Genomic DNA, 18,601 nt, shown 5'->3' on the forward strand with positions numbered 1-18,601 from the left:
AATAAGGCGGCGCTCGACCCGATGACACTGCCGCCGCGCGTGGTGGTCGCCGCGCCCTCGTCCGGCAGCGGCAAGACCACCGTCGCCACCGGGCTGCTCGGTGCCCTCGCCGCCCGGGGCGCCGCCGTCGCGCCCTTCAAGATCGGTCCCGACTACGTCGACCCCGGCTACCACGCCCTCGCGGCGGGCCGGCCCGGGCGCAACCTCGACCCTGTGCTCGTCGGCCCGGCGGCGTTGCCCGGGCTCGTCGTCCACGGGGCGCGGGGCGCGGAGCTGGCCGTCGTCGAGGGGGTCATGGGCCTGTTCGACGGGCGGATCGACGCCGACCGGGAGGCCGACGGGTCGACCGCGCACGTCGCCCGCCTGCTGGACGCCCCGGTCGTGCTGGTGGTCGACGCCCGCGGGCAGTCCCGCTCGGTCGCCGCGCTGCTCGCCGGGTTCCGCGACTTCGACCCGCGCCTGCGGCTCGCCGGCGTGATCCTCAACCGGGTCGGGTCACCGCGGCACGAGGAGGTCCTGCGGTCCGCGTGCGCCGAGGTGGGCCTCCCGGTGCTCGGGGTGCTGCCGCGCCACGCCGAGCTGGCCGTGCCGTCACGGCACCTGGGGCTGGTCACCGCCGCAGAGCACGGCGGCGCCGCGCGATCGGCGGTCGACGCGATGGCGGGGCTCGTCGCGGCGCACGTCGACCTCGACGCGGTCAGCGCCCTCGCCCGCTCGGCGCCGGCGACGGCCGCGGCGTCCTGGGACCCGGCGGACGCCGTCGGCCCGCCCGTGGAAGGTCGGCCCGTGGTCGCGGTGGCCGGCGGTGCGGCGTTCACCTTCGGCTACCCCGAGCACGCCGAGCTGCTCGCGGCGGGCGGGGCGCAGGTCGTCACCGTCGACCCGGCCCGCGACGAGTCCCTGCCCGCGGGGACCGCCGGCCTGGTCCTGCCCGGCGGGTTCCCCGAGGAGCACGCCGAGGCCCTCAGCAGCAACACCGCCCTGCGCGAGGACGTGCGCGCGTTCGCGGCGTCCGGCGCGCCGGTGCACGCCGAGTGCGGGGGGCTGCTCTACCTGGCGCGGACGCTCGACGGCCTGCCGATGTGCGGGGTGCTCGACGCCGACGCCGTGATGGGCCCGCGCCTGGCCCTGGGCTACCGGACCGCCACCGCCGGGGCCGACTCCCCGCTCGCGGCCGCCGGGGAGACGGTGACCGGCCACGAGTTCCACCGCACGGTCACCACGCCCCGCGCCGGCGCCTCCCCGGCCTGGCGCTGGGCCGGCGCGGAGCCCGAAGGTTTCGTCGCGGGCGGGGTGCACGCCTCCTACCTGCACACGCACCCGGTGGGCCGTCCGGGTGGCGTCGCGCGATGGCTCGGCCACGTCGGTGGTAGGGCTCGTGGTGACACCGACCCCCGGAGGCCCTCGTGACCGACCGCCGCGTCACCGTCCACGGGCGCGCCGTCGCCCTCGCCGAGCACGGCGACCCGGCCGGCGCCCCGGTGTTCCTCTTCCACGGCACGCCCGACAGCCGGCTCGGCAAGGACTTCACCGACGGACCGGCCCGCGAGCGCGGGCTGCGGATCCTCTGCCCCGACCGCGGCGGCATCGGCGGCTCCGACCCCGTCCCGGGCCGCACGATCGCCGGGTACGCGGCCGAGATCCTCGCGCTCGCCGACGCCCTCGGCATCGACCGCTTCGCGACCGTCGGCTATTCCGCGGGCGGGCCCTTCGCGCTGGCCTGCGCGGCCGGGGCGGACCCGCGCGTCACCGGGACCGCCCTCATGGCCGGCGCGGGACCGATCGACGACCGCCCGGGCGCCCGTGAGGGACTCGCGAAGTCCGACCTCGACATGCTCGACCTCCTCGAGAAGAGCCCGCGGCGAGAGGCGATGTCGCTGCGGGTGCAGAAGTGGGCGACGCAGCTCGTCCCGTCGGCGGCGATCGGCCAGATCTCCGCCGAGCTCACCGCGCCCGACAAGGACTTCCTCGCGCGCCGCTCCGCCAAGGAGGAGATGTCGTTCTTCGTCGAGTCGCTGCGCCAGGGCCCGGCCGGCGTCATGGACGAGTACCGGCTCTGGGCCGGGCCGTGGCACCTCGACTGGGCCGCCGTGACGACGCCGGTGGAGATCTTCCAGGGTGAGGACGACGCGATGGTGCCGATGCACCACGCCGAGGACATCGCGTCCCGCCTCCCGGCCGGCGTCGGCCGTCTCCACCGCCTGCCGGCCACCGGGCACCTGTCGATCCAGGACCACATCGGCGACGTCCTCGACGCCCTGCGCACGCCGTAGATGCTCGTCCTCGGCGTCGGCATCGAGCCGGGCACGCCCCTGGCCCACCTGCAGGAGGCGGTCGACGCGCTCGGGATCGACGGCTACGGCGTGGTCGCGACCATCGACACCCGGGCCGCCGAGCCCGCCGTCGTCGACCTCGCCGCCGGGCGGGTGCTGCGCACGTACCCCGCGGCCGTCCTCGACACCGTCGCGGTGCCCAGCCCGTCCGCGGTCGTGCGGCGGCTGACGGGGACGGGCAGCGTCGCCGAGGCCGCGGCCCTGCTCGCGGCCCGCGAAGCCGGCGCCGGGGAGCTGGTGACGCCCAAGCAGCGGGGCCGTGGGGTCACCGTCGCCGTGGCGCGCTGATCAGGCCGCCGCGTCGAGCAGGACGTCGCGCAGCGCGTCGGGGGCGTCGCGCATGAGGTTGTGGGCGGCGTCGAGCTCGTGGACCTCCCACGACGGGTCGTCGCGCAGGCGCGCGAGCGTCGCGGCGAACGGTGACGCGAGCTCGCCCCACTGCGTCGCGTAGAGATAGACGCGCTTCCGGAAGCCCTCGAGACCCGCGGCCAGCTCGGCCGGTTGCTCCAGCGTGGCGAGCGGGTGGTCGGTCGCGCGGGCGTCGAAGAACGGCATGCGCGGGACGAGGCCGGACGCGCGGGCCTCGTCGTACCAGGCGCGCTCGTGATCGTTGGTCATCGCCCGGGCGGTCTCCCCGTCGCGGGGGACGAAGGCGTCGAGGTAGACCAGCGCGTCGACCGCGGCGGGGCGCCGGTCGGCCGCGACCGTCATCGGGAGCCCGCCGTAGCTGTGCCCGGCGAGCACGACGGGGCCGATCGCCGCGTCGAGGGCACGGACGACGTCGGCGACGTGCGCGGCGAGGTCCACGGCGGGGTCGGGCGGCGTGGTCGGGTCGCCGACCGACGTCAGCGTCACGGCGTCCACCGTGTGGCCGGCGGCGCGCAGCTCGGCGGCGAGGTCGTCGAAGCACCACCCGCCGTGGCACATCCCGGGTACGAGCACGAAGGTCGTCATGGCTCTCAGCCTGGGCGTGGTGGGGGCATACGTCCAAGACATACCAGGACTGCCGTCCATCACCGCTGCTTCTGCGTCGCGGATCGCACCGACGCGCAACGGGCGGGGCTCACGGACCGGGCCGGGACGGGGGAGGATGCGACCATGAGCGAGCAGCCCCGGTACGGCGCGCCGTCGCCCGCCGACGGGCCCACCACCCCCGGCACCGGCGCCGTGTCGCGTGCCGACGTCGCGCCGGCCGCGACCCCGCGGACGGGGCCGCCCTCGGAGCCGGTCACGATCCCCGACGGCGCGGCCGCCGCCCGTCCGCGACTCCAGACCTCGCCGGGCCGCACGCGAATCGGCGGGGCCTGGATCGGGCTGATCCTCGGTGCGGTCGTGCTGGTGTTCCTGCTCGTGTTCATCCTGCAGAACCTCGACCCGGCGCGTGTCGCGTTCCTCGGGCTCGAGGCCACGCTGCCGCTCGGCATCTGGCTGCTGTTCGCCGCGATCGCGGGGGTGCTGCTGCTCGCCATCCCCGGTCTCGGGCGGATGATCCAGTGGAGGCGCGCGGCACGTCGCACGGGGAAGGTGCGCTGATGAGTCCGTCCCTGCGTCTCGCGGGCGACCCGGTCCCGCTGGTCGGGCGGGCCCGCGCCTACGTCTGCGGCATCACCCCGTACGACACGACCCACCTCGGGCACGCGGCGACGTTCGTGTGGGCCGACGTGGCGACCCGCGTGCTGCGGCGGGTCGGGATCGAGGTCGTCAGCTGCCGCAACGTCACCGACGTCGACGACGTCCTCGACGCGGCGGCAGAACGCGCGGGCGCGCGCTTCGACAGCTTCGCGGCCGTCGGCCAGTTCCGCTTCGACCGCGACATGACCGCGCTCGGCGTCCGGCCACCGACCCACGAGCCGCGCGCCCACAACCACGTCGACGGCGTCGTCGCGCTCGCGTCCGCGCTGATCGAGCGCGGGGCGGCGTACGAGCGCGACGGGGCGGTGCTGTTCCGCGCCAACCGGATCCCGGCCCCGTCGTCGTCCCGGAGCCCGTCCCCGGACCCGGACGAGACCTCCACCGAGGCCCCCTGGCCCGGCGCCGACGACCCCGGCGACGCCCTGGTCTGGCGCCCGGCCACGCCGGGCGAGGCCGCCTGGCCGAGCCCGTGGGGCGACGGGCGGCCCGGCTGGCACGCGGAGTGCGCGGCCATGGCGCTCACCGTGCTGGGCCCGGCCGTCGACCTGCACGTCGGCGGCGCGGACCTCCGCCACCCACACCACACCGTCCAGGCCGCGATGGCCGAGGCCCTCACCGGCGTCCACCCCTTCGCCCGGGCGCGCCTCCACGTCGGGACGGTGCGGGTCGAGGGCCGGAAGATGGCGAAGTCGGCGGGCAACCTGGTGCTGGTCGGGGAGCTGCTCGAGACCCACTCGGCCGCGGCGGTGCGCCTCCTGCTGCTCGACCGGGCATGGGCGCAGCCGTGGGACGTCGACACCGGCGCGCTCGACGCCGCCGAGGCCCGGCTGGAGCGGCTCTACGCCGCGGCCGCGCGTCACGTCGAGGGCGACGTCGCGTCGGGCGCGGTGCTCGAGCGGCTCCTCGACGACCTCGACGTGCCGGGCGCGCTGGCCGTCGCGGAGGAGTCCGGTGGTGACGCCGCGCGCACGGCGCTGGCGGTGCTCGGCCTGACCTGACCCGGCCGGGGAGATCCCGACCCACGGCCGTGGCCTGCGCAACTGCTCCCAGCGTGTCGGGCGCGGCACGCCGCGATCCGTCGGGCGTCCCCCTACCGTGGGCCGGGCGCCGGAGGCTTGCCCCGACCCCGGCGGCGGAGGGGAGGTGGCCTCGTGGTGGCGGGCACCCGATGGTGGCGGCGTGACGAGACCGATCCGGACCCCGACGTCTGGGGCGGCCCCGACGAGGTGACCCTCGCGCCCGCTCCGCGCAGCGCACCCGACGACCACGTCGCCCGCGACGCCGCGGAACGTGAGGCGCGGGAGCTGGCGGAGCGGGAAGCGGCGGAGCAGGCCGAACGCGAAGCCGCCGAGCAGGCCGAACGCGAAGCCGCCGAGCAGGCCGAACGCGAAGCCGCCGAGCAGGCCGAACGCGAAGCCGCCGAGCAGGCCGAACGCGAAGCCGCCGAGCAGGCCGAACGCGAAGCCCGCGAGCAGGCCGAGCGGGAAGCCCGCGAGCAGGCCGAACGCGAAGCGCATGAGCAGGCCGAACGCGAAGCGCATGAGCAGGCCGAGCGGGAAGCCGCCGAGCAGGCCGAACGCGAAGCCCGTGAGCAGGCCGAACGCGACGCTCGCGAGCGCGCCGAGCAGGAGCGGGTCTCGACGCTTCCGGGCGCGGAGGCGGTGTCGCCGTCGGTGGCCCGGGAGTCCGCGGCGCGGGAGGCGGCCGCGCGGGAAGCGGCCGCCGCCGACAGGAAGCACCGGCGTCGCCGGGTCCTCGTGGTCTTCGCGGCGGCGGTCGTCGCGGTGGCGGCGGTGTGGATCGTGCCGCGGCTGATCGCCCTGGGCCTGTCGTTCCTCACGGTCCTCGGCGTGGTGTCGCCCGCCGAGACCCCGTCGATCGTGGACGCGACACCGGCGGCGGTCGTCGCCACGGACGGGGCCGCGGCGCCACCGGTGCTCCGGGGGGCCGTGCTCGCGCCCGGCGGGCCGGGATCCCGCGCGGTCCGCGCCGCGACGGCCTGGCCGGACGTCCTGCTCGGCCGCTGAGGAGCATGATCGCTCCAGGTGCTCCTCCGACCCGACGTCATCGGGTGGGAGGAGCACCCGGACGGATCATGGATGCCGCCAGGTCGTCGAGCGCCGCGCCCCGGTCCCACAGCGCCTCGAGCTGTCCGTACCCGAGCACCTCCGGCAGCATCGCCAGGCGATCGGCCAGCCCGGCCCCGCTCGCCGCCAGGATCTCGGGCGCGTCCGGGTCGCCACCGGAGAGCGTCCCGAGCACGACCAGGACACCGCAGACCGCCGACGTCCCGAGCACCCAGCGCACCTCCTCGACCGCGGCCCGCAGCTCCTGGACGTCCGCGCTGCGGTGCCCGTCGAGGTGCACGCCTCCACCGCGGACCTCGACACGGCCGGACCCGTCGCCGAGCGCTCGCACCACCACCCCCGGCGGCCTCGGGCTCCTCGCCACGATCCCGGCGCCGCCCTGCGCAACCCGCTTCGCGACCGTCGTTACGCTCGGAAGATGGCACGAGGGGTCACACGGATGTCCGGGCTGTTCCTGCGCACGCTGCGCGAGGACCCGGCCGACGCCGAGGTGATCAGCCACAAGCTGCTCGTGCGCGCGGGGTACGTGCGCCGCGTCGCGCCCGGCATCTACTCGTGGCTGCCGCTCGGGATGAGGGTCCTCGAGAACATCGAGCGCATCATCCGCGAGGAGATGGCCGCGATCGGCGGCCAGGAGGTGCACTTCCCGGCGCTGCTGCCCCGCGAGCCCTACGAGGCGACGGGCCGCTGGACCGAGTACGGCGACGCGCTCTTCCGGCTCAAGGACCGCAAGCGGGCCGACTACCTCCTCGGGCCGACGCACGAGGAGATGTTCACCCTCATGGTCAAGGGGGAGACCAGCTCCTACCGCGACTTCCCGATCACGCTCTACCAGATCCAGACGAAGTACCGGGACGAGGAGCGGCCGCGCGCCGGCATCCTGCGCGGCCGCGAGTTCACGATGAAGGACTCGTACTCCTTCGACCTCTCCGACGAGGGACTGCAGGCCTCCTACGACGCGCACCGCGTCGCCTACCAGCGGCTGTTCGCCCGCCTCGGCCTCGAGGTGCAGATCGTCTCCGCGATGTCCGGGGCGATGGGCGGGTCGGCGTCCGAGGAGTTCCTCGCGCCCTGCGAGTCCGGCGAGGACACCTACGTCCGCTGCCCGGCCACCGGCTACGCCGCCAACGTCGAGGCCGTCACGACGCCCGCGCCGCCCGAGCAGTCCGTCCACGACAAGCCCGAGGCCGTCGTCCACGACACCCCGGACACCCCGACGATCGAGACGCTCGTCGACCACGTCAACGGTCTCGGCCTGGGCCGGACGTTCACCGCGGACGACACGCTGAAGAACGTCATGGTCAAGACCAAGCTCCCCGGCGCGGTGGAGTGGACGCTGCTCGGGGTCGGCGTGCCCGGTGACCGCGAGGTCGACATGAAGCGCCTCGAGGCGTCGGTATCGCCCGCGGAGGTCGCGCTGCTCGAGGACGCCGACTTCGCCGCGAACCCCTTCCTCACCAAGGGCTACATCGGGCCGGTCGGCCTGGCCAAGAACGGCGTCCGGTACCTCGTCGACCCCCGCATCGTGACGGGCACGGCCTGGGTCACGGGCGCCGACGAGCACGGCCGCCACGTCGTCGACCTCGTCGCCGGCCGCGACTTCACCCCCGACGGGACCATCGAGGCCGCCGAGGTCCGCGAGGGCGACCCCTCGCCCGACGGCGGCGGCCCGCTCGTCGCGGCCCGCGGCATCGAGATGGGCCACATCTTCCAGCTCGGGCGCAAGTACGCCGATGCGCTCGGCCTCACCGCGCTCGGCGCCGACGGCAAGCCCACCACGATCACCATGGGCTCCTACGGCGTCGGCGTCACCCGCGCCGTCGCCGCGATCACGGAGCAGCACGCGGACGCGAAGGGCCTCGTGTGGCCGGCCGAGGTCGCGCCCTACGCCGTCCACATCGTCATCGCCGGCAAGGACCCGGCCCAGGCCGAGGCCGCCACGACGATCGCCGACGGCCTCGCCGCCGCGGGCCTCGAGGTCCTCCTCGACGACCGCAAGGCCTCGCCCGGCGTGAAGTTCGCCGACGCCGAGCTGCTCGGCATGCCCACCACGCTCACCGTGGGGCGCGGGCTCGCGACCGGCGTCGTCGAGGTCACCGACCGGGCCTCCGGCGAGCGCCGCGAGGTGCCGGTCGACGCCGTGGTCGCGGAGCTGTCCGCACGCTGACCGGGATCAGTGGATGAGGAACGACGCCAACAGGGCCACGATCACCGAGTTGTAGACGAAGGTCATCAGGGTGTGCAGGTTGACCACCCGGCGCATCTCGGGGTCACGATGGCCACGTCGGTCGCCCCGAACGTCGTCGCGACGGCGAGGGCGAAGTAGCGGTAGTCGGCGAAGTCGTGGGTGCGCCGGCCCGGGAACTCGAGACCGGGCTCGTCGAGGTCCCGCTGCGCGTAGTGCAGGGCGTACGCGGCGATCGACAGCGCCCAGGAGCTGACCAGGATGCTCAGGGTCACCGGCGCCAGGATCAGGTCGGAGACGACGATCCCGTCGACGTGCGGGAGCACCAGCGCCGCGGCGAGCGCCACGAGCGTGGCCTCCAGGGCGAACGCCGGGGCACCGACGGGCGCTGCGCGCCGCCGCCCGCCGTCCCGGCTCGGGAGGTCGCGCGCCCGCATCCGGGCCCGGAACTCCTCGGGGCCGACGCGCCCGAACGTCCGCAGGGTGAGCACGACGTAGACGAGGGCGAAGAGGTCGAACCCGAGGAGCAGGAGGATCGTGCGGGCGGCCCACACGTGCTCGTCGAGCAGAGCGGTCCCGTTCAGGCTGATGCCGACGGCCAGCGGCAGCAGGACGCCGACGGCCAGGGCGAGGGCGCCCCGACGCCCGTCGCGGCAGAGCGGATGGGTGGACGGGGCCGCCGCCGACGTGGTCATGGGGTGCTCTCTCGGGCCGGGCCTCCCGTGGGGTCGCGATCTCCTCCGACGATCACCCGGCGACGGTGCCACGTCGATCTCACGGAGCGCGACGTCCGCCGGCGGCCCGGAGACGGAAAGACCCCGATCAGCCCAGCGGTCGGCGACGCAGAGGGCTCAGCCGACCCGCTGCCGACGCTCCAGGCCCACCGACACCGCCAGGACGACGAGGCCGACGAGCGGCAGCACGGCCCCCACGGCGGCCGGGGCGTCGTATCCCAGGCCGGCGGCCAGGACCAGGCCGCCGATGGCGGCGCCCACGGCGTTCGCCACGTTGAAGGCCGAGTGGAAGCTCGCGGCGGCCAGGGACGGGCCCTCGGCGGCGAAGTCGATCAGACGCCCCATCAGCGCCGGGCCCGCCGACATGCCGACGAAGCCCAGGGCGAACAGCCCGACCGTCGCGGCGACCGCGTCGTGCGCGGCGAAGACGAACCCCACCAGCACCGCGGAGTAGACGACCAGGGCGATCGCGATCGTCAGGCGCGGGGCCTTCTCGGCGAACCGGCCGCCCGCGATGTTGCCCACGGTCATGCCGATCCCGAGGGCACCGAGCATCAGGGGCACCGTCGTCGCGGAGACCTGGGCCTGGGTGGTGAGGATCGGGTTGATGTAGCTGTAGACCGCGAACAGCCCGCCGAACCCGGCGGCGATGACGCCGAGGGTCAGCCACACCTGCGGGCGCCGCAGCGCGGTGAGCTCGCCGGAGATGCTGCCGCCGCGGTCGCCGGCGGGACTGGGGACGAGGGTCACGACGGCGAGCACCGTGATCAGCGCGATCATCGTCACCGCGACGTAGGCGCTGCGCCAGCCGAACGCCTCGCCCAGCCACGTCGCGGCCGGGACGCCGATGATGTTGGCGATCGTCAGCCCGAGCATGACCGTCGCGAGCGCCCGGGCGCGCTTCTCCGGGGGCACCAGCGCCGCCCCGAGCACCGCCGCGGTGCCGAAGTACGCGCCGTGCGGCACACCCGCGAGGAACCGCAGGCCGACGAAGGGGAGAAACGACGGGGCCAGCGCCGAGAGGGCGTTGGCGACGACGAGGAAGACCGCCAGCGCGACGACGAGCCGCTTGCGCGGCCACCGCGCGCCGATCAGCGCGATGAGCGGGGCGCCGACCACGACGCCCAGCGCGTAGGCGCTGATCGCGGTGCCGGCCGTCGGCACCGAGACGCCGAGGTCGGAGGCGAAGCCGGGGAGCACGCCCATGCTCGCGAACTCGGTGGTGCCGATGGCGAGCCCGCCCAGCGACAGGGCGGCCAGGCTGACGCCCGCCGGGACGCGGGGTCCCCGGGCCGTCCGCGGCGCGGTGGTCTCCGTGCGAGGGGCCGGAGCGGCCTCGGTCGAGGTCGGCGGGGTCATGCGGTCACCTCCTGGGCGATCAGGGTCGGGACGACCTCGTGCAGGGTGCCGATCGGGATGTCGCCGGGGGCGCCGCGCAGGCCGGCGACGGTCGCGCCCGCGGCGCGGCCCGCCGCGACGCCGACGGGCGAGTCCTCGACGACGAGGCAGTCGGTGGGGTCGACGCCGAGGAAGTCGGCGGCCATGAGGTAGCCGTCGGGGGCCGGCTTGCCCTCGGCCACCATGTCGCGGGGGACGAGTACCGGGGCGTCGATGCCCGCGGCACCGAGGCGGGCGCGGGCGAGCCTCGTGTCGGCGCTGGTGACGACGGCCCACGGCGTGTGCGTGGCGTCGAGGTGGGCGACGAGCTCGTGCGCGCCCGGCGCCGCGACGACGTCGGCGAGGTCGGTGCACTCGGCCTCGAGCTGGTCGCGGGTCGCGACGGCGACCAGGGCCTCGTCGAGGTCGGGACGGACCCGGCGCACGGTGGCCTCGGCCGGGGCGCCGTGCATCACGGCGAACACGGCGGCGGGGTCGGCGCCCCAGCGCCGGGCCCAGGTCCGCCAGGAACGCTCGACGGCGGCGTCGGAGTCGACCAGAGTGCCGTCCATGTCCAGGAGCACGGCGGTGAAACCGCAGGTCACCCGACGGGCGGGTGCCTCGGCGTGCAGTGTCACGGCGGGTCCTTCCAACGCAGAGTCGTATATTCTCGTGTTCCGAGGATAATCGGAGCCATGACCGCGTCAACGGAGATCGGACGTGAGCCCGGTCGCGCCCGCGTGGACCGGTGGCGCACGAGTGCGGAGGTGCTCGACGAGGTCCGGCGCACGCCCGGCATCACCCGCGTCGAGCTCGGGCGCCGGCTCGCGCTCTCCAGCGCGTCGGCGACGGAGACCGTCACGCGCCTGCGCGAGGCCGGGTGGCTCTGCGAGCACCGCGCGCCGGTGCAGGGTCGCGGGCGGCCCACCACCACGCTGGGGCCCGCGCCCGACGGCCCCCGCGTCGTCGCCGCGGACGTGCGCCACGAGGACTGGCGCGTGGGGCTGGCCGGGCTCGACGGCGAGGTCACCGGGGTCGTCAGCGCCCGCCACGACCGCGATCCCGCCGCGGTCACCGAGGCCCTCTGCGGGGCCATCGCCCGGGTGGCGGCCGACCACCACGTCGTGGCTGTCGGGCTCGCCGCGCCCGCTCCGGGGAGCGACGACGGGCTCGTGCACGCCACCGAGCTGGCCTGGGACGCCGTCGACCTCGGGTCGGTGACGCGGTGCCTGGGCCCGACGCCGGTGCCGCTGCGGGTGGGCAACGACGCGACGCTCGCCGGCGTCGCCGAGGCGCGCACCGGAGCGGCGGCCGGGGCGAGCACGGCGGTCTTCCTCACGGTCGAGGTCGGTCTCGGGGGCACGCTCCTGCTCGACGGGCGGCCGCACCTCGGCGCACACGGCGCCGCGGGGGAGTACGGCCACCTTCCCTTCGGCGACCCGGCGCGACCCTGTGCGTGCGGCGCCTCCGGCTGCTGGGGCCCGGAGGTCGACGGCCGGGCCCTCGCGCGCCTGCTGGGCGACCCGACGCCGACCGACCCCCGCTCGTACGCCGAGGCCGTCCTGTGCCGGTGCGCCGCCGGGGACGACGCGGCCGTCGGGGCGGTGCGCGCCGCGGGCGTCGTGCTGGCGCGCGGCGTCGCCGGGGTGGTGAACGTGCACGACCCGGACGTCGTCGTGGTCGGCGGCCTCGCCCGTGGCCTGCGCGCGGCGCCGGGCTTCGACGAGGCCTACCGCCGCGGGCTCATGGGCTTCCGGCGGGAGCAGCCGGTGCCCGTGCTCGACGCGGTCCACGGCGACGACGGGGCCCTGCACGGTGCCGCGGCCCTGGCGCTCGACCACGCCACGAGCGCCGAGGGACTCGCGGCGCTCGCCGGCGACCGACCCTGATCCTCGGTGATCGAAGTACCGATACGGACGCTCTGAGTGTCGTCGAGCGGAGCACGCCGATAGGGGCACTTCGCTGACACGACCTCAGCCGCCCAACAGGCTCAGCCGCACCTTCCGGGAGGGGTTGTCGCCGTTGGTGTCGACGAGGCACACGGACTGCCAGGTACCGAGGGCGAGGCGGCCGCCCAGCACCGGGACCGACATCGACGGGGCGACGAGGGCGGGCAGGACGTGGTCGCGGCCGTGGCCCGGCGAGCCGTGGCGGTGCGACCAGCGGCCGTCGGCGGGCAGCAGTTCGCGCAGCTGGGCGAGCAGGTCGTCGTCGCTGCCGGCGCCGGTCTCGATGATCGCGACACCGGCCGTGGCGTGCGGGACGAACACGTGCAGCAGGCCGTCGGGGGCGTCCGCGCCCTGGACGAACCGCGTGCACTCGCCCGTGATGTCGCGGACGGTCTCCCGGGCGCCGGTCCGGACCTCGATCTCCTCGCTGTACACCCGACGGAGGGTAGGGCCCGCGACCGGAGCGCCGGAGGTGCAGGATGCCGCCGTGCAGCAGCCCGGACAGGACTCCAGGAGCGGACGCGTCGCCGTCGCCGTCGTGACCGGCGCCGGCCGGGGCATCGGGGCGGCCCTCGCGGCCGCCCTCTCGGCGCGGGGCCACCACCTCGTCGTCACCGACGTCGACGGCGCGGCGGCGCAGGCGACCGCGGAGTCCCTCGACGGGCCCGCGACCGCCCTGCCCCTCGACGTGCGGGACCCCGCGGCCCACCGCGCCGTGGCGCGCACCGCGGCCGGGCTCGGCGACGTCACGGTGTGGATCAACAACGCCGGGGTCCTGTCGACCGCGCCCGCGTGGGAGGCGACCGACGAGGAGGTCGGCACCACCTTCGAGGTCAACACCCTCGGCGTCGTGCACGGCAGCCGCGCCGCGATCGAGGTGATGCGCCGCGGCGACATCCTCAACGTCGTCTCGCTCTCCGGGCTCGGCCCGACGCCCGGCTTCGCGCTCTACGGCGCCAGCAAGGCCGCGGCGCTGAGCTACTCGCAGGCCCTCGACATCGAGCTGGCCGCCGCCCGCCGCCCCGTGCGCATCCGGGCCCTGTGCCCCGACGTCGTCGACACCTCCCTGGTCAGCAACGTCGCCCACCGGCCCAGCGCCGCCCTGCTGTTCACCGGCACGCGGCTGCTCTCGGTCGACGAGGTCGTCGACGCGGCCATGGGGCTGCTCGGGTCCCGCCGGGCGATGCGTACCGTGCCGGGCTGGCGTGCAGCGTTGCAGCGGACGTCGGCGGCGCTGCCGGCGCTCGCCCGGGTCGCGGTCCCGATCGTGGCGCGGATGGGCGAACGGCGGCGGCTGTCGCGCTGACGGCCCCGCGAGCGGGGCCACACGCCGGGGCCCGGGGGTCGTGATCGGATCGTGACCCCTTCGGCTACGTTGAGCACGGTCCATGTCCCCCGAACGTGGAGGATCGGATGCTGGTCCTGGCCCCCGATCCCCGTCTCGGTATCGCTCCGGAGCGGGTGACGCGGGTGCGCGGCCTGCTCGAGCAGGCCGAGGCGGGAGCGCCCGTCCCGGGCGTCGTCGTGGCGCTGCCGGGCGGCCCCGACGGCGTGCTCGACGCGGTGGTGCTGCGCCCGGACGGCGTCCTCGGCCTCGCCGCGCTGCCCGCGGGCGAGCGCGAGCTGGCGCGCGACGCCTCGCGCGAAGCGGTCGCCGCCGGCGGGGGACGGGCGGGCCTCGCGACCCCGGCGACCGGCCTGCCCCGCGCCCGCTCCGGCGCCCCCGACACCGTGCCGCCCACGGCCCGCGAGTCCGCCGACGAGCTCGACCGCCTGCTCGCCCTGCCCGACCCGGCGTGCGGCGCCCCCCGGCGCGTGCTCGCGACCGTCGGCGACGACGAGGCCGGCGTCGGCGCCACCCGCACGGCGCTCACCGCCCCCGTCGGCTCCTTCCGCGTGCTCGACGTCGAGGACGTGCGCCGCCTGCTCGCGGCCTTCCGGCTCGGCGACCACGTCCCCGACGGGACGAAGCTGGCCGAGGTCGGCTTCCTCGCCCCGGGCACGCCGGCCCTCGAGGCCGGCGCGGTCCCCGAGACCGCCCCGGTGCCCGTCCCGACCTCCCGCAGCAGCGACTCGTCGCCGGGCACCTCGAGCTCGCCGGGCTCCTCGGGCTCCCCGGGCCGCACCCCCCTCCCGGCCACGGGCCGGCTGCCCGCCTCGGCCCCCGAGTCCTCCGGACCGCTGCGGGGCGGGGCCATCGGCGGCATGGTCTCCGCGCCCGGACGCGCCGGGCGCTCCCGGTACGGCGGCAGGCTGCCGGACTGGGTCTGGGGCTGGCGCGGCCTGACCCTCGCCGCCGTCGCCGCGTTCCTCGTCGCGCTCGGGATCGCGTTCCTCGTGGGGCGCGCGGCCACCGGGGGTTCCGCGGAGCCCGACCCCACCGCGACCCGCGTGGTCGACGGCATCACCTTCACCCGCCAGGTCGCGACGTCCGACGCGTCCTGCGACGGCCACGCCTACCGCCAGGCCGCAGCGTTCCTGCGCGAGCGCCCGTGCCGGCACCTGGACCGTTCGCTGTGGTCCGCGACCGCCGACGGCCAGGACATCGTCGTCGCCGTGGCCACCGTGCAGCTGGCCGACACAAACACGGCGGGCGCCTTCCGGTCCCTCGTCGACAGCGACGGCACCGGCAACATCAGCGACCTCCTGCGCGAGCGCCGCGGCTACCCGGGCGCGCCTGACGGCCTCACCGGCCAGGGCTACGCGTCGGCGCAGCTCGGCGACCGCGTCGTCGTGGCCGAGGCCGACGGCATCGACCCCGCCTTCACCGACGGCGACGCCCTCGACCGCATCTCCCGCGCGGGCCTCGCCCTGCGGTAGGGCCCCGCGCCGAGGCGGGTTCAGGTCGCGGTGCCGTCCCCCGGGAACGCGGGGACGAGCGGCGTGCGGCCGGCGAGCTGCCGCCAGGTGACCGAGGTCGTCGCGGCCGCGGTGACCGCGCCGAGCGCGAGGCGGCGCAGCTCGGTGTCGTCGGGCGCCTCGGTGCGCTCGGCGACCGCACGCCAGGCCGCGGCGACGTCGTCCTCGGCGACCGCGGCGAGCGCGGCGGCCGACGCGCCGTCGGTCACCGGCGACGGCGGGCGGTAGGCCGCCGCCGCGGGCGGCGGCGTCACCCCGGCGCGCCCGAGCAGCGCGACGACGGCGTCGCGGCGCTCGCGGTGGGCGAGCGAGGCGGCGGTGAGCGTGGTCCCTGCCGAGGACGGCAGGAACGCCGACGCGAGGCCGTAGACCCACACCGCGGCGTGCTCGGTGCCCAGGGCCGTGACGACGGCGTTCGCGAGGTCGTCGTCGAGCGATCCCGGTCCGGGGGTGGGGGCGGGCGTCGTCATGCCAGCACCGTCGCGTACCCGGCGCAGCTCGCCGCCACCGAGGTGACCAGGCCGCACCGGTAGGACGCCGTCGTCAGCGCGAGGGCACCGGCGGCGTCGCGGGCCGCGCCGAGGGAGCCGCGCAGGGCCGTGACCGCGGCCGCGGCGCTCGCCGGCGGCTGCGCCGGGGCCGGGCGGACGCCCGGGCCGGTCGGGGCGTCGACGGCCTCCGTGCGGTCGGGGCGCGCCCGCCGGATCTCCGCGGCGAGCGCGTCGGCGTGGGCGCTGCGGGCCTCGCGGACCGGGGTGAGCCGGCTCCCCAGCTCCGGGAAGGCGGCCACGGCGGCGGCCGCGGCGGTCGCGTCCGCGCGCGCGGCCGCGAGCGGCGCCTCGAGCTCGTCGGGGCCCTCGTCGCGGGCGCACCCGGCCGCCGCGAGCCCGGTCGCGGCGACCAGCGCCGCGGCGCCCGCGAGCACGGTGCGACGTGACGGCGCGGGACGCGACGGGGGAGGGCCGGCGCCGCGTCCGGCGGCGTCGGCGGTGTCGGCGGCGACCACGGCCGGGCAGTCTGCCAGCCGCGGGCGGACGCCCCGCCCGACGCGCCCGCACCGGCCGGTCCCGCCGGGGGCGAGCGCTACCCTGGACCACTGCGCGCCGGCACCCCGGCGCCATCCGCCTCCACCCGCCCGCGCCGCCCCGAGGCCACCGGAACCGCCACCGGTGCGCCCAGCGCGTCGCCCGCGGCGGGCCCGCCCCGTGAGGAGCCCCGTTGTCCCCAGGGACGTCCCCTGCGCACGCCGGTCGCGACGGCCGTGACGGCACGGCCGCCGAGCGCCTGCGCCCGACCGTCGTCGAGGTCGTCGAGGCCGCCGGTTTCGTGCTCGACGACCTCGAGGTGCGCCCGGCCGGGCGGCGCCAGGTCGTGCGCGTCGTGGTGGACACCGCCGAGGTCCCCGGCCCCCACGACCCGCCGGCGCCCAGCCCCGACCTCGACGCCGTCGCCGGGGTGAGTCGCGAGCTGTCGACGGTCCTCGACGCGATCGACGCCGGAGAGCGGGCGGGCGCCGCCCCCGAGGGCGAGTACACGCTCGAGGTGACGACGCCGGGCACCGACCGGCCGCTGACCCGCCCCCACCACTGGCGGCGGGCGTGGCTGCGCCGGGTGGAGGTCACGCGCACCGACGGCGGCACGCTCACCGCGCGGGTCGGTCCCGTCGGCGCCGCGGAGGACGACGCCGACGCCGGCACCGACGCCGCGGTGACGCTGGCCGAGGGCACGCCGCGCGGCCCGGTGCTGCACCGGGTACCGCTCACGGAGATCCGGCGGGCCGTGGTCGAGGTCGAGTTCAAGCCGGCCCCGCCGGCCGAGGTCGAGGCCCTGGTGGCCGCGGCGACCGGTGACGAGGCCGGGGCGCAGGGACGGGAGGACCGGTCGTGAAGGTCGACATCGCCGCGCTGCGGGCGATCGAGCGGGACAAGGAGATCCCGTTCGAGACCGTGCTCTCCGCGATCGAGACCGCGCTGCTCACCGCCTACAAGCAGAACGGCGGTGAGCACCCGAAGGCGCGGGTCGAGGTCGATCGCAAGACCGGCGAGGTCGCCGTGCTCGTGCCGGAGACGGACGAGGGCGGCGAGGTCCTCGGGGAATACGACGACACCCCCGAGGGTTTCGGACGCATCGCCGCGGCGACGGCTCGCCAGATCGTCGTGCAGCGGCTGCGGGACGCCGAGCACGAGCGCACCTACGGGGAATTCTCCGCCAAGGAGGGCGAGGTCGTCGCCGGCGTCGTCCAGCGCGACGCGCGGGCCAACGCCCGGGGCGTCGTCGTGGTCGAGATCGGGTCGATCGAGGGCGTGCTGCCGGCCGCCGAGCAGGTGCCCGGCGAGCGCTACGAGCACGGGGCCCGGATCCGCTGCTACGTCGTCGGGGTCAACCGCGGTCCGCGCGGGGTCGGCGTGACGCTCTCGCGGACCCACCCGAACCTCGTGCGGCGCCTGTTCGCCTTCGAGGTCCCCGAGATCGCCTCGGGCGCCGTCGAGATCGTCTCGGTGGCCCGCGAGGCCGGGCACCGGTCGAAGATCGCGGTGCGGTCCACCGTCGCCGGGCTCGGCGCCAAGGGCGCCTGCATCGGCCCGATGGGGGCGCGGGTGCGCGGCGTGATGAGCGAGCTCAACGGTGAGAAGATCGACATCATCGACTGGGCGGACGACCCGGCGGAGTACGTCGGCAACGCGCTCTCGCCCTCCAAGGTCGTGTCCGTGACGGTCGTCGACGCGAAGGCCCGCACCGCCCGCGTCGTCGTGCCGGACTTCCAGCTCTCCCTCGCGATCGGCAAGGAGGGCCAGAACGCCCGCCTCGCCGCTCGGCTGACCGGCTGGCGCATCGACATCCGTTCGGACGCCGAGGCGCTGCCCCCGGACGACGAGGAGCCCGAGCCCGACGGTGAGCCGGACGCACAGCCGGACGCGCAGCCGGATGCGCAGCCGGACGGGGAGCCGGCGGAGCGGCCGGAGGCGGAGCGGGTCGAGCAGCCGTCGAGCGGCGCGGTAGAGTGACCGGTGGCCCGAACCCGCGAGCCCAGTCGTGGGGTGGCGCCGGAACGTGATCGTCGGGACGACGGTCGGGGCCCGGTGCGCACCTGCATCGGCTGCCGTTCACGGGCCTCGGCGTCGGAACTCCTGCGAGTGGTGGCCGCGGACGGGGTCGTCGATCCCGATCCACGACATCGGTTGCCCGGTCGCGGTGCGTGGCTGCACCCCGACGCGGACTGCCTGCATCGCGCGGAGCGCCGGTCGGCGTTCCCCCGGGCACTACGTGTCCCGGGGCCGCTCGACACCGGAGCCCTGCGCGCGCTGCTCGATCCGGACTCCGGCCCCGGGCCAGTCACACGCGACGACCGTCGCGTGAGTACGAGGAAGCAGGTCGACCCCCATGAGCCAGCCGTGAAGCCCTCCCGATGAAGGCGCAGGCGTAGAGGACGAGGTCGCGGGCCCCC

The 18,601-nt window shown here is 76.6% G+C and carries 21 protein-coding genes; 13 read left to right on the forward strand and 8 right to left on the reverse strand.

The genetic code is table 11. The features are described 5' to 3' along the window. The first annotated feature begins 21 nt into the window (after nucleotides 1-21). The 3 genes from QSK03_RS06280 to QSK03_RS06290 are packed head-to-tail and all read left to right on the forward strand — an operon-like array spanning nucleotide 22 to nucleotide 2,621. Nucleotides 22-1,410: a cobyrinic acid a,c-diamide synthase CobB gene (locus QSK03_RS06280; protein WP_285649480.1), complete on the forward strand. Its 1,389-nt coding sequence runs from the start codon at nucleotides 22-24 to the stop codon at nucleotides 1,408-1,410. Further along, complete coding sequence (locus tag QSK03_RS06285; protein ID WP_285649482.1) at nucleotides 1,407-2,273, forward strand: alpha/beta fold hydrolase; 867 nt, start codon at nucleotides 1,407-1,409, stop codon at nucleotides 2,271-2,273. Before QSK03_RS06280 ends, QSK03_RS06285 begins: the two co-directional genes overlap by 4 nt. Continuing rightward, on the forward strand, nucleotides 2,274-2,621 hold the full coding sequence (locus QSK03_RS06290; RefSeq protein WP_285649484.1) for a cobalamin biosynthesis protein: 348 nt from the start codon (nucleotides 2,274-2,276) through the stop codon (nucleotides 2,619-2,621). It begins immediately after the preceding gene. On the opposite strand, the gene QSK03_RS06295 is transcribed toward QSK03_RS06290, so the two are convergent. After that, nucleotides 2,622-3,287, reverse strand: a complete 666-nt coding sequence (locus tag QSK03_RS06295; protein ID WP_285649486.1) for an alpha/beta fold hydrolase — start codon at nucleotides 3,285-3,287, stop codon at nucleotides 2,622-2,624. 144 nt (nucleotides 3,288-3,431) lie between these two features. Here QSK03_RS06295 and QSK03_RS06300 point away from each other — a divergent pair, with 144 nt between their 5' ends. From QSK03_RS06300 to QSK03_RS06310, 3 genes are all read left to right on the forward strand, one after another. Then, on the forward strand, nucleotides 3,432-3,866 hold the full coding sequence (locus QSK03_RS06300; protein ID WP_285649488.1) for a LapA family protein: 435 nt from the start codon (nucleotides 3,432-3,434) through the stop codon (nucleotides 3,864-3,866). After that, on the forward strand, nucleotides 3,866-4,963 hold the full coding sequence (locus tag QSK03_RS06305) for a class I tRNA ligase family protein (RefSeq protein ID WP_285649490.1): 1,098 nt from the start codon (nucleotides 3,866-3,868) through the stop codon (nucleotides 4,961-4,963). The genes QSK03_RS06300 and QSK03_RS06305 overlap by 1 nt, the downstream gene beginning before the upstream one ends. A 153-nt stretch (nucleotides 4,964-5,116) precedes the next feature. Continuing rightward, nucleotides 5,117-5,992 carry a hypothetical protein gene (locus tag QSK03_RS06310; RefSeq protein WP_285649492.1) on the forward strand — a complete coding sequence of 292 codons (876 nt, stop codon included), beginning with the start codon at nucleotides 5,117-5,119 and terminating at the stop codon, nucleotides 5,990-5,992. A gap of 37 nt (nucleotides 5,993-6,029) precedes the next feature. Here the strand turns inward: QSK03_RS06310 and QSK03_RS06315 are convergent, their stop codons facing one another. Further along, nucleotides 6,030-6,389 carry a hypothetical protein gene (locus QSK03_RS06315; RefSeq protein ID WP_285649494.1) on the reverse strand — a complete coding sequence of 120 codons (360 nt, stop codon included), beginning with the start codon at nucleotides 6,387-6,389 and terminating at the stop codon, nucleotides 6,030-6,032. An 81-nt stretch (nucleotides 6,390-6,470) separates the two neighbouring features. Here QSK03_RS06315 and QSK03_RS06320 point away from each other — a divergent pair, with 81 nt between their 5' ends. Next, nucleotides 6,471-8,219 (forward strand): proline--tRNA ligase, encoded by a 1,749-nt coding sequence (locus QSK03_RS06320; RefSeq protein WP_285649496.1) that lies wholly within the window; start codon nucleotides 6,471-6,473, stop codon nucleotides 8,217-8,219. 65 nt (nucleotides 8,220-8,284) lie between these two features. Here the strand turns inward: QSK03_RS06320 and QSK03_RS06325 are convergent, their stop codons facing one another. From QSK03_RS06325 to QSK03_RS06335, 3 genes are all read right to left on the reverse strand, one after another. After that, nucleotides 8,285-8,932, reverse strand: a complete 648-nt coding sequence (locus QSK03_RS06325) for a DUF1345 domain-containing protein (RefSeq protein ID WP_285649498.1) — start codon at nucleotides 8,930-8,932, stop codon at nucleotides 8,285-8,287. Nucleotides 8,933-9,088: 156 nt separating this feature from the next. After that, nucleotides 9,089-10,330, reverse strand: a complete 1,242-nt coding sequence (locus QSK03_RS06330; protein WP_285649500.1) for an MFS transporter — start codon at nucleotides 10,328-10,330, stop codon at nucleotides 9,089-9,091. Next, nucleotides 10,327-10,986, reverse strand: a complete 660-nt coding sequence (locus QSK03_RS06335) for an HAD-IA family hydrolase (protein ID WP_285649502.1) — start codon at nucleotides 10,984-10,986, stop codon at nucleotides 10,327-10,329. Before QSK03_RS06335 ends, QSK03_RS06330 begins: the two co-directional genes overlap by 4 nt. Before the next feature lie 57 nt (nucleotides 10,987-11,043). On the opposite strand from QSK03_RS06335, the gene QSK03_RS06340 reads away from it, so the two are divergent. After that, entirely contained in the window at nucleotides 11,044-12,237 is a 1,194-nt protein-coding gene (locus QSK03_RS06340) for an ROK family transcriptional regulator (RefSeq protein WP_285649504.1), read from the forward strand. Between the two features lie 84 nt (nucleotides 12,238-12,321). Here QSK03_RS06340 and QSK03_RS06345 read toward each other — a convergent pair whose 3' ends face one another. Further along, nucleotides 12,322-12,732: a secondary thiamine-phosphate synthase enzyme YjbQ gene (locus QSK03_RS06345; RefSeq protein WP_285649506.1), complete on the reverse strand. Its 411-nt coding sequence runs from the start codon at nucleotides 12,730-12,732 to the stop codon at nucleotides 12,322-12,324. Nucleotides 12,733-12,784: 52 nt separating this feature from the next. Here QSK03_RS06345 and QSK03_RS06350 point away from each other — a divergent pair, with 52 nt between their 5' ends. Together QSK03_RS06350 and QSK03_RS06355 are read left to right on the forward strand one after the other, a co-directional pair. Next, a complete protein-coding gene (locus tag QSK03_RS06350) occupies nucleotides 12,785-13,603 on the forward strand; it encodes an SDR family NAD(P)-dependent oxidoreductase (RefSeq protein ID WP_285649508.1) in 819 nt (272 codons plus the stop codon). Between the two features lie 107 nt (nucleotides 13,604-13,710). Further along, nucleotides 13,711-15,117 (forward strand): hypothetical protein, encoded by a 1,407-nt coding sequence (locus QSK03_RS06355; protein WP_285649510.1) that lies wholly within the window; start codon nucleotides 13,711-13,713, stop codon nucleotides 15,115-15,117. Between the two features lie 20 nt (nucleotides 15,118-15,137). Here the strand turns inward: QSK03_RS06355 and QSK03_RS06360 are convergent, their stop codons facing one another. Next, nucleotides 15,138-15,626: a DUF4439 domain-containing protein gene (locus tag QSK03_RS06360; protein WP_285649512.1), complete on the reverse strand. Its 489-nt coding sequence runs from the start codon at nucleotides 15,624-15,626 to the stop codon at nucleotides 15,138-15,140. Continuing rightward, nucleotides 15,623-16,162: a hypothetical protein gene (locus QSK03_RS06365; protein WP_285649514.1), complete on the reverse strand. Its 540-nt coding sequence runs from the start codon at nucleotides 16,160-16,162 to the stop codon at nucleotides 15,623-15,625. The genes QSK03_RS06360 and QSK03_RS06365 overlap by 4 nt, the downstream gene beginning before the upstream one ends. 212 nt (nucleotides 16,163-16,374) lie before the next feature. On the opposite strand from QSK03_RS06365, the gene rimP reads away from it, so the two are divergent. The 3 genes from rimP to QSK03_RS06380 all read left to right on the forward strand — a co-directional run bounded on the left by rimP (nucleotide 16,375) and on the right by QSK03_RS06380 (nucleotide 18,566). Then, nucleotides 16,375-17,043, forward strand: coding sequence for a ribosome maturation factor RimP (gene rimP, locus QSK03_RS06370; RefSeq protein WP_285649516.1), 669 nt, complete (start codon nucleotides 16,375-16,377; stop codon nucleotides 17,041-17,043). Beyond that, nucleotides 17,040-18,161 (forward strand): transcription termination factor NusA, encoded by a 1,122-nt coding sequence (gene nusA / locus QSK03_RS06375; protein ID WP_285649518.1) that lies wholly within the window; start codon nucleotides 17,040-17,042, stop codon nucleotides 18,159-18,161. Before rimP ends, nusA begins: the two co-directional genes overlap by 4 nt. Before the next feature lie 132 nt (nucleotides 18,162-18,293). Further along, nucleotides 18,294-18,566 (forward strand): YlxR family protein, encoded by a 273-nt coding sequence (locus QSK03_RS06380; protein WP_502872141.1) that lies wholly within the window; start codon nucleotides 18,294-18,296, stop codon nucleotides 18,564-18,566. Nucleotides 18,567-18,601 lie beyond the last annotated feature (35 nt).

Origin of the sequence: Actinomycetospora sp. NBRC 106375, assembly GCF_030269665.1 — a bacterium.
Classification (GTDB): Bacteria; Actinomycetota; Actinomycetes; order Mycobacteriales; family Pseudonocardiaceae; genus Actinomycetospora.

What these genes read in the sequence shown, in the direction of transcription:
- QSK03_RS06355 (WP_285649510.1), top strand. Translation starts at nt 13,711, where the DNA reads ATGCTGGTCCTGGCCCCCGATCCCCGTCTCGGTATCGCTCCGGAGCGG.
- QSK03_RS06340 (WP_285649504.1), top strand. Translation starts at nt 11,044, where the DNA reads ATGACCGCGTCAACGGAGATCGGACGTGAGCCCGGTCGCGCCCGCGTG.
- QSK03_RS06305 (WP_285649490.1), top strand. Translation starts at nt 3,866, where the DNA reads ATGAGTCCGTCCCTGCGTCTCGCGGGCGACCCGGTCCCGCTGGTCGGG.
- QSK03_RS06360 (WP_285649512.1), bottom strand. Translation starts at nt 15,626, where the DNA reads ATGACGACGCCCGCCCCCACCCCCGGACCGGGATCGCTCGACGACGAC.
- QSK03_RS06320 (WP_285649496.1), top strand. Translation starts at nt 6,471, where the DNA reads ATGGCACGAGGGGTCACACGGATGTCCGGGCTGTTCCTGCGCACGCTG.
- QSK03_RS06295 (WP_285649486.1), bottom strand. Translation starts at nt 3,287, where the DNA reads ATGACGACCTTCGTGCTCGTACCCGGGATGTGCCACGGCGGGTGGTGC.
- QSK03_RS06290 (WP_285649484.1), top strand. Translation starts at nt 2,274, where the DNA reads ATGCTCGTCCTCGGCGTCGGCATCGAGCCGGGCACGCCCCTGGCCCAC.
- QSK03_RS06330 (WP_285649500.1), bottom strand. Translation starts at nt 10,330, where the DNA reads ATGACCCCGCCGACCTCGACCGAGGCCGCTCCGGCCCCTCGCACGGAG.
- QSK03_RS06325 (WP_285649498.1), bottom strand. Translation starts at nt 8,932, where the DNA reads ATGACCACGTCGGCGGCGGCCCCGTCCACCCATCCGCTCTGCCGCGAC.
- QSK03_RS06280 (WP_285649480.1), top strand. Translation starts at nt 22, where the DNA reads ATGACACTGCCGCCGCGCGTGGTGGTCGCCGCGCCCTCGTCCGGCAGC.
- QSK03_RS06300 (WP_285649488.1), top strand. Translation starts at nt 3,432, where the DNA reads ATGAGCGAGCAGCCCCGGTACGGCGCGCCGTCGCCCGCCGACGGGCCC.